This is a genomic window from Acinetobacter celticus, from assembly GCF_001707755.1.
In the GTDB taxonomy this organism is placed as follows: domain Bacteria; phylum Pseudomonadota; class Gammaproteobacteria; order Pseudomonadales; family Moraxellaceae; genus Acinetobacter; species Acinetobacter celticus.
This window is the reverse complement of record NZ_MBDL01000014.1, coordinates 68,977-79,804: the sequence shown is the minus strand read 5'-3', so window position 1 is coordinate 79,804 and position 10,828 is coordinate 68,977. Positions and strand designations below refer to the sequence as shown.

The 10,828-nt window shown below is 38.2% G+C and carries 9 protein-coding genes and 1 rRNA gene; 9 read left to right on the top strand and 1 reads right to left on the bottom strand.

Annotated features, from left to right (window positions below):
- Positions 1 to 25 precede the first annotated feature (25 nt).
- From rrf to hisC, 8 genes are all read left to right on the top strand, one after another.
- A 5S ribosomal RNA gene (gene rrf / locus BBP83_RS14405) occupies positions 26 to 140 on the top strand.
- 375 nt (positions 141 to 515) lie between these two features.
- Positions 516 to 1,964 (top strand): RNA polymerase factor sigma-54, encoded by a 1,449-nt coding sequence (locus BBP83_RS14400; RefSeq protein WP_068889750.1) that lies wholly within the window; start codon positions 516 to 518, stop codon positions 1,962 to 1,964.
- A 174-nt stretch (positions 1,965 to 2,138) separates the two neighbouring features.
- On the top strand, positions 2,139 to 2,471 hold the full coding sequence (hpf, locus tag BBP83_RS14395) for a ribosome hibernation-promoting factor, HPF/YfiA family (protein ID WP_068889748.1): 333 nt from the start codon (positions 2,139 to 2,141) through the stop codon (positions 2,469 to 2,471).
- Positions 2,472 to 2,606: 135 nt separating this feature from the next.
- Complete coding sequence (gene ibaG, locus BBP83_RS14390) at positions 2,607 to 2,858, top strand: BolA family iron metabolism protein IbaG (protein WP_068889746.1); 252 nt, start codon at positions 2,607 to 2,609, stop codon at positions 2,856 to 2,858.
- Positions 2,859 to 2,865: 7 nt separating this feature from the next.
- Positions 2,866 to 4,122: a UDP-N-acetylglucosamine 1-carboxyvinyltransferase gene (murA, locus tag BBP83_RS14385; protein ID WP_068889744.1), complete on the top strand. Its 1,257-nt coding sequence runs from the start codon at positions 2,866 to 2,868 to the stop codon at positions 4,120 to 4,122.
- The gene (hisG, locus tag BBP83_RS14380) at positions 4,122 to 4,823 is read left to right on the top strand and encodes an ATP phosphoribosyltransferase (protein WP_068889742.1); all 702 of its coding nucleotides are present in this window, start codon (positions 4,122 to 4,124) and stop codon (positions 4,821 to 4,823) included. The genes murA and hisG overlap by 1 nt, the downstream gene beginning before the upstream one ends.
- 571 nt (positions 4,824 to 5,394) lie before the next feature.
- The gene (hisD, locus tag BBP83_RS14375) at positions 5,395 to 6,696 is read left to right on the top strand and encodes a histidinol dehydrogenase (RefSeq protein WP_171258118.1); all 1,302 of its coding nucleotides are present in this window, start codon (positions 5,395 to 5,397) and stop codon (positions 6,694 to 6,696) included.
- Between the two features lie 121 nt (positions 6,697 to 6,817).
- The gene (gene hisC / locus BBP83_RS14370; RefSeq protein WP_068889739.1) at positions 6,818 to 7,915 is read left to right on the top strand and encodes a histidinol-phosphate transaminase; all 1,098 of its coding nucleotides are present in this window, start codon (positions 6,818 to 6,820) and stop codon (positions 7,913 to 7,915) included.
- A 52-nt stretch (positions 7,916 to 7,967) separates the two neighbouring features.
- Here hisC and BBP83_RS14365 read toward each other — a convergent pair whose 3' ends face one another.
- Positions 7,968 to 9,308, bottom strand: coding sequence for an anthranilate synthase component I family protein (locus tag BBP83_RS14365; protein WP_068889737.1), 1,341 nt, complete (start codon positions 9,306 to 9,308; stop codon positions 7,968 to 7,970).
- Positions 9,309 to 9,557: 249 nt separating this feature from the next.
- On the opposite strand from BBP83_RS14365, the gene filA reads away from it, so the two are divergent.
- The gene (filA, locus tag BBP83_RS14360) at positions 9,558 to 10,640 is read left to right on the top strand and encodes a putative pilus system protein FilA (protein ID WP_068889735.1); all 1,083 of its coding nucleotides are present in this window, start codon (positions 9,558 to 9,560) and stop codon (positions 10,638 to 10,640) included.
- The last annotated feature ends 188 nt before the right edge of the window (positions 10,641 to 10,828 follow it).

Sequence of the window (10,828 nt, the reverse complement as noted above, 5' to 3'; positions counted from 1 at the left end):
ATAGCGAGTAGTCATAAACAGTTGTGCTGGCGACAATAGCAAGAGTGAACCACCTGATCCCTTCCCGAACTCAGAAGTGAAACCTCTTTGCGCTGATGGTAGTGTGGGGTTACCCATGTGAGAGTAAGTCATCGCCAGCTCATTAATTCTAAAAACCCCCTCAGTCACAAGACTGAGGGGGTTTTTTTTATGCAGGAAAAATAAAAATAAGAAAATATAAGATAACAAATGAAGGAAATAAACATAAGGAAAGGCGATTAATATGGAGTAGGGCGGAAAACTGAGTTTTAAGTGTTTGAATAAAAGCAGAAATAGGAGAGCTTAGTATTATTAAGAGTAGGAGGATTATTGAATAAAAAGTGATTTTTACCTATTGTGTGAAAAGCTGTTAAGTTTATGTTATAAAACTCAGAATAAAGAAAATTGTATGTTTTTTAGTATAATTATGCTATAAAAAAATAAAATCGGCACAATAATTGCTTATAACTCGCGCCAGAAAATGAGGAAAAATGAATATGAAGTTATCGGTTGGATTAAGAGTTGCAAACTCGTTATCATTAACGCCTCAACTGCAACAAGCCATTCGTTTGCTTCAGCTTTCTAGTCTCGAATTGGAACAAGAGATTCAGATACAACTTGATAGTAATCCACTACTGGAAAAAATTGAAGAGCAAACAGACATTGAGAATCTGGCGATATTAAAAGATCAGGATGTTAAAGATCTGACCAATGAGTTGAATGCAGATCACTTACCTGATGATTTACCTGTAGATACCGATTGGGATGATGTGTATACCCATCAACCTACAAGTTTAGGTACTTCTGAGTTTGAAGAACGTGAAGATAATCGACAAGGTCATTTAAGTTTAAAAGAGCATATGTTAGAGCAGATTAACTTATTACACTTTTCTATTGTCGATAATTTAATTGCACACTGTATTGTTGATTCTCTTGATCATAAGGGGTTTTTAGACTGTGAAATTTCAGAAATCACTCAATCTGTACAGCATTTATTGCAAAGTATGGATTATGACGAAGTGATTGAGGATGATGAAGTTTTAGTTGTTTTAAAGCATATACAGCGTTTAGATCCTGTTGGTATTGGGGCACGAAATTTAGCAGAATGCTTGATGGTTCAATTGGAAAGTTTGCCATCTTTTACGGTCAATCGCAAAGAAGCTACGCTTTTACTTCAGCATTATGAATTGTTGATTTCAAATGAATTGCCCAAGTTGATTAAGCAAACGGGATTAAATACTGAGCAACTTAAAGGCGCTGTTGAGCTGTTAAAAACCTTAAAAGCACATCCCGGTCTAAAATTTGAAGATCGAGATTCTGATTATCAAATTCCGGATGTTGTTGTTTCTAAAAAAAATGAGCATTGGTTTGTGCAACTCAATCCAGATATTATGCCTAAACTTCGAGTCAATTCTTTTTATGCCAGTATGATTAAACGTGCTGATCAAAGTGATGATAATCAGTATTTGCGTAATCAAATGTTAGAAGCTAAAAACTTTATTAAAAGTGTAGATGAGCGACATAAAACTTTATTAAAAGTGGCAACTTGCATTGTTAAACATCAAAGGGCTTTTTTTGAAATTGGGCCAGAGGGAATGAAACCGTTGGTATTGCGAGATATTGCTGAAGAAGTTGAATTGCATGAATCAACGGTTTCTCGTGTTACGACCAATAAATTTTTGCTGACGCCACGTGGTTTGTATGAGTTGAAATACTTTTTTTCTAGTCATGTTGGAACCACATCTGGTGGGGAAGCCTCTTCTACCGCAATTCGGGCGAAAATTAAAAAACTTGTTGCAGAAGAAAATGCTCGAAAGCCCTTATCTGATAATGTTATTGCAAATTTATTGAAAGATGAAGGGATTGATGTCGCGCGACGGACTGTTGCAAAATATCGTGAATCGTTACATATTCCGTCATCATCTGAACGAAAAGTCTTGATCTGATTTTTAAAATCTGCGTATTCTAGAGCCTCATTATGACAAAAGAATGAATCTCTTTTTATTTTAAGGAATAGCCAAAATGTTGTGATGTTGAATGCAGAGCTCCAGTAATTTGCACACATTGGAAAATTTTGGCGATTTCCTTGCTAATCCTAAAAGAAGGTGAGGGATAGAGTTATGCAAATTACAATTCGTGGTCATCATTTAACTGTAACACCTGCTATTGAAGAAGATATTCGTTTAAAATTTGCCGAGATGACCAAGCATTTAGATCAAGTCAACAGCATGCAAGTGAAGCTGATGAAAGATCATCAAGTCGATCAGCGTTCAAGAAAAGGAAGTTTAAATCATATTGCCGAAGCGATTATTCGTTTGCCAGGGGCTGAATTGTTTGCTCAAGCAACCGCTGATGATATGTACACTTCAATTAAAAAAATGACAGAAAAATTAAAAAGACAACTTCATCGCCATCGACAAATGCAGTTGATTTACCTACCCGTAGATGTATAGTTAGTGTGTTGTTAAAAAAGAGGTTTTGATTAACCTCTTTTTTTATACATATATTGTATGCGACTAATGAATTATTTTTTTTATTTATAGTAAAATGGCATGTTTACACCCTTAGTCCTATTAAGAGGTTTTGCGATGAATAGTGAACAGCTCACTGATATTTTAAAAGCTGCGTTTCCAGAGGCTGAAGTTGCAGTAAGTGGGCAAGGCGGCAAATTTGATCTTCGTATTGTCGATGGTCAGTTTGAAGGCAAGCGTCCTGTTGCGCGTCAGCAAGCAGTTTACGCACCGTTGAATTCCTATATTGCCAGCGGCGAAGTACACGCGGTCACTATTCGTGCAATGACCCAAGAAGAATGGCGTAAAGCAAGCATGTTCGGAGCTTAATGATTTAATGGATAAATTTTTAATTCAGGGCGGTCTGAAGCTCGAAGGTGAAGTGCGTATTTCTGGCGCAAAGAATGCGGCTCTTCCATTACTGGCAGCCATGATACTTGCAGATTCACCGATTACCTTAACCAATGTACCTAATCTTAAAGATGTGAATACTTTGGTAAAATTGATTGGAGGTTTGGGTGTTCAAATTTCTTATGAAGGAGACACCGTAAAAGCGGATATTTCAACTTTAGATAATCAATTTGCACCGTATGAACTGGTCAAAACAATGCGTGCATCTATTTTGGTGCTTGGTCCATTATTGGCGCGCTATGGTAGTGCACAAGTATCGTTACCAGGCGGTTGTGCTATTGGTTCACGTCCAGTTGATCAACATTTAAAAGCTTTAGAAGCTTTAGGTGCTGAAATTGAAGTTGAAAATGGCTATGTTCATGCCAAGGTAGACGGTCGTTTAAAAGGTGGTGAAGTTGTTTTTGATATGGTAACCGTTGGCGGTACTGAAAATATCTTAACGGCAGCTGTGCTTGCAGATGGTGTTACTACAATTCGTAATGCTGCGCGCGAACCTGAGATTACTGATCTTGCGAAAATGTTGATTAAAATGGGCGCAAAAATTGAAGGTTTAGATACAGATACGCTAGTCGTGACTGGTGTTGAAAGCCTACATGGTTGCGAATATGCTGTGGTTGCTGACCGTATAGAAACAGGTTCTTACCTAGCGGCAGCTGCAATTACTGGTGGTAAAATTAAAACCACGCATACAGACCCTAATTTACTTGAAGCTGTACTTGAAAAGTTTGAAGAAATGGGTGCTGAAGTTACTCGTGGTGAAGATTGGATTGAACTTGATATGATGGGCAAGCGTCCAAAGGCTGTCAGCTTCCAGACTTTACCGCATCCTGAGTTTCCGACAGATATGCAAGCGCAATTAATGGCGGTCAATGCCATTGGCCGTGGTTTTGCAACAATTTCTGAAACAATTTTTGAAAACCGTTTTATGCATGTACCTGAATTGGCTCGAATGGGTGCAAATATTCAGGTCGAAGGCAATGATGCAGTGGTTACAGGGGTGGATAAATTATCTGCTGCACCTGTAATGGCAACAGATTTGCGTGCTTCTTTCTCTTTGGTTCTGGCTGCTTTGGTTGCCGAAGGTGAAACATTGATTGACCGTATTTATCATATTGATCGCGGTTATGAGGACATTGAAGCAAAATTACAGGGTTTAGGTGCCCAAATTAAGCGAGTAAGTTAATGAGCGATATGAGAAACGATGATCCCAATTTTGATGTGATGGGAAATTTTGATCATGGTTTAACTTTAGCATTAAGTAAGGGACGTATCTTAAAAGAGACTTTACCGCTGTTAGAAACAGCGGGAATTAATTTATTGGAAGATCCAGATAAATCCCGCAAATTAATTTTCCCAACCACACATAAACATGTACGTATTCTTATTTTACGTGCATCTGATGTACCAACTTATGTCGAAAATGGTGCTGCAGATTTAGGTGTGGCGGGTAAAGATGTGCTGATGGAACATGGCGCACAAAATGTATATGAACCTTTAGATTTAAAAATTGCCAACTGTAAACTTATGACAGCAGGTAAAGTTGGCATGGTTCGCCCGAAAGGTCGTTTAAAGATTGCCACTAAATATGTAAACCTAACTCGCCAATATTATGCAAGTTTAGGTGAACAGGTCGATGTGATTAAACTCTACGGTTCAATGGAGCTTGCGCCATTGGTCGGTTTGGGGGATTATATTGTCGACGTGGTTGATACAGGTAATACATTACGTGCCAATGGTCTGGAGCCACTTGAAGAAATTTGTACAGTGTCTTCACGCTTAATTGTTAATAAAGCCAGCTTTAAACGTAAACAAAGTTTGTTGAATCCAATTCTTACGCAATTAGAAACAGCAGTTGCAGCACGTGAAGCATTAAAGAACACATAATTTGATATTTTTTGTTTTAAAAAACCGCTATCTATGATGGCGGTTTTTTAATGCGCTTATTATATTGAAATACAATAAAATTGAATCTGAATGAGTTGATTTAAAGCATCAACGGTATAGACCCCACAAGTAGCAATACGCGTTGCCAGATTTGTGTCAGGACGGTAAGTTTGCCTTGAATCATTACATAAAGGCCAGATTGATAAATGGCTTGAATATAAAACTGATGTCTTACTGTCTTAAAATATTGTGCGATGGATTGGCAAAGTTTGACGACTTGATTGAAACCTGAGAGTTGTCGTTCAGCTACAATCTGCCATGTAATAGCTTTTGAAAAATTGGATTGGGCTGGGCTGAACTGTCCAATAGAAAAATATTGGGAAATCTTTTAGATGGTCATAGATTTGGCTGTTTTTATTCTGCCCCATGATTTTAGTTTGAAAAAATAAGGTTTACGTTCATTTCCAGATAAAGTAACAGGCGTTTTTCATTAAACTCTCGCTTAAGCTGGAGGATTATTGCCCACAAAATAAAGGAAACAAGGTAAACTAAAGCTTCCCTTTATTTCATTGTGGATAAATTGATGCGACGTTTATCGACTCAAGATCAAAATTTCAAACAAGTTTTTGCTGATTTGTTGGCTTTTGAAACCGTGAGTGACCCAGAACTTTTAAAAACCGTAGATCAAATCATTGCTGATGTTCGTCAGCATGGCGATACTCATGTTCTTAAACTCACACAACAGTTCGATCGACATCCAGCGCATCAATTTTCTGATCTAGAGCTGAGCCAAGAACAGCTTAAAACAGCATTTGATGGATTAAAATTTGAAGTACGTGAGGCCCTAGAGCTTGCTGCTCATCGGATTCGTGAGTTTCACCAAGCACAGAAACAAGAAGGTTGGACTTATGTCGATGCTTTAGGCAATACTTTAGGTCAAAAAGTAACGCCCCTTGATCGTGTCGGTATTTATGTGCCAGGTGGTTTAGCCTCTTATCCATCGTCTGTATTAATGAATGCTGTGCCTGCACATGTGGCCGGCGTTCCTGAAATTATTATGGTGGTGCCTGCACCAAATGGAGAGTTAAATCCATTGGTTCTCGCTGCTGCTTATTTGGCAGGTGTTAGCCGTGTCTTTACCATTGGTGGTGCGCAAGCTGTTGCTGCCTTGGCATATGGTACGGAAACAATTCCTTCAGTCGATAAAATTACTGGGCCAGGGAATCGCTTTGTTGCAGCTGCCAAACGTGCAGTGTTTGGCCAAGTTGGGATTGATATGATTGCAGGGCCTTCTGAAATTTTGGTTTATGCAGAAGGTCAAAACAACGCTCAATGGTTGGCGATGGATGTTTTATCGCAAGCTGAACATGACACTGTGGCGCAAGCAATTTTCATTACACCAGATGAGCAACTGTTAAATGAAGTTGAGCAGGCCATTGAAGAGCATCTTGCTCATTTGCCTAAAGCAGAAATAGCACGTACCTCAATTGCCAATCGTGGCGCTTTAGTTCTAGTAAAAGATCGTCAAGAAGCAATTGATTTAATTAACCAAGTTGCACCTGAGCACTTGGAATTAAGTCTAGATGATGCACAAGAGATGGCAGAAAATATTCGTCATGCGGGTGCTATTTTTATGGGGCGTTATACTCCTGAAGCAATTGGCGACTATTGTGCAGGGCCAAATCACGTATTACCGACCTCGGGCACGGCACGTTTTTCATCACCGCTTGGTGTGTATGATTTTCAAAAACGTACGAGTTTGATTATGTGCTCACAAGAAGGGGTGAAAACCCTTGCGAAAACAGCAGATATTTTGGCACAAGAAGAGAACTTAGATGCACATGCACGTTCTGCTCGCTATCGTTATCAGTAACTAAGTCATAATTCGTATATCAGTAAAAATATTCCTCTCCCTTTGGGAGGGTTAGGTGAGAGTGATTGAATTGACCTCTGCCTAATCCTCTTCTAAAAGGAGAGAGTTACGAGAAAATAAAATGTCAAATATTACTACAGAACAAATGCGTTTTTGGAGTCCAGAAGTACGTGAATTAGATCCGTATGTACCTGGCGAACAACCGAAAATTCAAAATTTATTAAAATTAAATACCAATGAAAACCCATATCCACCTTCGCCAAAAGTCGTGAATGCGGTGCAAGCTGTTTTAGCGCATTCAGCTGATGTTCTGCGCTTGTATCCAGACCCAGATGCATTAGAGTTAAAACAAGCGATTGCGAAGCAGCAAAATGTGGCTGTGGAAAATGTATTTGTAGGCAATGGCTCAGATGAAGTTCTTGCTCACATTTTTAAAGCTTTTTTTGTGCAAGACAAACCAATTTTATATCCAGATATTACGTACAGTTTTTATCCTGTATATAGCCAATTTTTTGGCATTAGCACTAAAACCAAAATTTTACCTTTGAATGAAAACTTTGAAATTGTTGTAGATGATTATAAGCAACCGAATGGGGGCATTATAATCACAAATCCCAATGCACCTACTAGCATTGCATTAGGCTTATCTGCCATTGAAGAAGTACTGCAAGCCAATCCAAATTCTGTCGTGGTGATTGATGAAGCTTATGTAGATTTTGGTGCTGAATCAGCAGTAGCTTTAGTTGAAAAGTACGAAAATTTAGTGGTGTGTCAAACCACATCCAAATCTCGTTCATTGGCTGGTTTGCGTGTCGGTTTTGCTGTTGCGCAACCACATTTAATTGCTGCATTAGAAGTCGTTAAAAATAGTTTTAATTCGTACCCAATTGACCGATTTGCAATTGCTGCAGCTGTTGCATCGTTTGATGATCAGGGTTATTTTGAAGCACAAAATAATAAGGTGATTGCCAGCCGTGAAAAGCTAGTGATTCATTTAGAAGAGATGGGGTTTAAAGTTTTACCGTCTAAAGCTAATTTCATTTTTGCATCTTTACCGACTAAAGATGCAGGAGAGTTGGCAACTGAATTGCGTGAAAAGGGCATTATTGTACGGTATTTTAATAAACCCAGAATCAATCAGTATTTAAGAATTACGATTGGTACTGATGAGCAAAATCAACGTTTGGTGAATACGCTTAAAAATGACATTTTGAATTGATTTAAACCGTAATAGAAGAAAAAAGCGAATAGAGATTCGCTTTTTTTTATACCTATATTGGCTTATGCCATGTGTTCAGTAAGTCCAACATGGCAGAGACTTTATCAAAGCATTCTTGATACTCTGCATCACAATCTGAAGCAATAGTAATACCGCCGCCAGCCCATAATGAGACTTCGTTTTGATACTTTTGAATAGATCGAATCAAAATATTCCAAGAACCAGTACCATCATGGTTGAAATAGCCCATTGACCCGCAATATGCACCACGTGGCGCTTCTTCTAATTCATTAATAATTTGCATGGCACGAATTTTAGGTGCACCAGTAATTGAGCCACCAGGAAGGGCAGACAATAACATTTCAAAAGGATTAACCTCTTTTTTTAAGGTTGCCGTTACTTCGCTTACCATATGATGCACTTGGTTAAATGATTCGATATTGAATAATTTAGGGGTCTTAACTGAACCTGTTTCGGCATACACACTTAAATCATTACGTAATAAATCCACAATCATGACATTTTCTGCCTGATCTTTTTGAGAACGTTGTAAGGCAGACTTGGATTGTTCATCTAAAACAGGATCACTAAAGCGAGGCATGGTGCCTTTAATTGGCTTTGTTACAACTTTTCGTGCTATTTCAAAATCAATAAACAGCTCAGGAGAACAGCTCAGTAATTCAAAATCATCAACTCTTAAATAACCTGCATAAGGTGCATCGGTCAGTTGCCAAAATTGTTCTGCTGTGTCTAATAAGCAACCTGTGGCTGGTGCGATAAACTCCTGAGTTAGATTAATTTGATAACAATCACCTGCTTTAATATATTCCTGAACATGCTGAAAAGCAGACGCATATTGCTTTTTAGACCATCGCGCCACACAAGGTGCTGTTAAGCTAAAACTAGGCATCTCATATAAATTCTGCATTGCAGATACAAGTAATGACTCGGTTTCATCTAACTGTTCAGCTGCACTGTTTAATACCCAACCAGCTTCAGACCATGCTAAGTAAGTACTGAAATGACCCAAAAAAAGGCTAGGTTGATTTTTTTGTGGTAAAGGAATTTGTTGTAAAGCGCCATAATCATAGCTAATAAATCCCATCACTCCACCCTGAAAGCCATGGTTGGGATGATTGCTGATATTGCTATTTTTAAATGAGGGAAGATGAGAAACCTGATGTTCGGTATAGCTCAAAGGGCCCGATTTTATGCAATGTGTTAATTGGCGGTCGATTAAAATAAAATACTCATCTGCAAGAAATGCAATGACGGGTTTCCCATTGTTCTGCAAATAAATGGCATGTGGGAAATTATGCAATGCTTTTAGAATATGGCTTGGAGCAATATTCGAATTGAATAATATTTTTTGAGAAGTTTGCTGATTATGCATGCCTAAATCAAATGCAGAACGAAAGATAAGTCTAGTTTATAACAATGCAGACCGCTTGTTACTGTAAATACCGTTTATCGGCAAGAGATAGATTGCGACCAACAGCAGTTGAACAAAAAATGACACAGATATACCTTAATCAGGCGAGAACGCCACTCAAGGAAAGATACAACAACTGCCACAAAATAAATAATCAGTTGTAAATATCGAGTGGCTGACAATCAAAAAAAATACTCTTGGGAGAGTAAAATGAAAAAATTCACTAAACTAGCTTTAATTTCTTCTATGGCAATCAGTGCAAATGCAATGGCAATGCAGGCAATGGATGATGCCGCGCTCAGTGCTTCAACAGGTCAAGACGGTATTAATATCGGTATTGGTATTTCAAAAGTTGAAATTGGTAAAATCTTCATTCACGATAATGATGGTCTAGCAACAGATGCTAAAAATGTTGTAACAGGCACGAAGTTAGTTTTTGATACAGCTACTACTCCACCAACTCCTGGTTTTGCTACAAATGCAGAAGTATCATCTACAGCGATTGTAGGCGGTACAGGTAAAGCCGGTGCAATTGTTATTCAGGGCAATGGAAAAGCAGGTGACATAAACAAAGATCATGGTATTGTCATTACCGCGAACTCACAAGCTTTGTTGGCTTCTCATAATTTAGCTGATTTACAAATTGATTCTGACGCAGGGACTTCTGCTAAAGGTGGAGCATTTATTAATATTGCTGCGCAGGTTTCTGGGCTTGATATTAGTATTGGTGAAATTGGGGTAACTGCTTCTGGTACCGCAGCAACTGATTCAATTCGTCGCGGTGGTGATGACACAAACTATAATAAAATTTTAACCGGTTTAACATTAAAAACAGGTCAAATGTCTGCGAATATTCAAGTCGGTGCAGCCCCACAAGGTGCCATGATTAAGTTAAATACAACCATGATAGGTGGTTTGGAAATTGCAAATCTTGGTATTGTCGATAACTCTACTAAGTTGGGTGATGGTAGCGGCTCTTCAGTAGCGAACCGTGCTGCAGGTGTAATTCATATCGACAGTATTAAAGTTGCTGATGCATCTTCGAAAAATCTAACCATTAATCAAAACATCAGTGTTGTCGGTAAAGATGATACCAGTAAGGGTTATCTCCGTATGGTCAGCTCTTCAGGTCCGATTGATACTTACGTAAGTGGTGTTTATCTAGGAAGTAAAGAAGCTGGATCTAAAGTTGGATCTATTGGCGATATTGAAGTTCAAGGACTTCAGACTTATTACAGTCCATCAATTGGTCAATATACAGCAGGTTCTGTAATTACTATTTCTGGTCGCTAGTTTTTCTTAAAAAATGCGCGTGATTTTCACGCGCTTTTTTTTACATAAAAATGCTAAAAATCATCAAAAATATAAAAAAAATACTGTTTTTTTATGAAAAAAAAGGTATCTTGCATAGTACATGGAAGTAGAGCATAAGCTCTAAAATAAAGATAATAAAGGCACATCATTTGCCGATAACTAGAAAA

Bases quoted from the DNA above. Each gene is read 5' to 3' on its own strand.
- hisC (WP_068889739.1), top strand. From the start codon at position 6,818: ATGTCAAATATTACTACAGAACAAATGCGTTTTTGGAGTCCAGAAGTA.
- ibaG (WP_068889746.1), top strand. From the start codon at position 2,607: ATGAATAGTGAACAGCTCACTGATATTTTAAAAGCTGCGTTTCCAGAG.
- BBP83_RS14400 (WP_068889750.1), top strand. From the start codon at position 516: ATGAAGTTATCGGTTGGATTAAGAGTTGCAAACTCGTTATCATTAACG.
- filA (WP_068889735.1), top strand. From the start codon at position 9,558: ATGAAAAAATTCACTAAACTAGCTTTAATTTCTTCTATGGCAATCAGT.
- BBP83_RS14365 (WP_068889737.1), bottom strand. From the start codon at position 9,308: ATGCATAATCAGCAAACTTCTCAAAAAATATTATTCAATTCGAATATT.
- hpf (WP_068889748.1), top strand. From the start codon at position 2,139: ATGCAAATTACAATTCGTGGTCATCATTTAACTGTAACACCTGCTATT.
- hisG (WP_068889742.1), top strand. From the start codon at position 4,122: ATGAGCGATATGAGAAACGATGATCCCAATTTTGATGTGATGGGAAAT.
- murA (WP_068889744.1), top strand. From the start codon at position 2,866: ATGGATAAATTTTTAATTCAGGGCGGTCTGAAGCTCGAAGGTGAAGTG.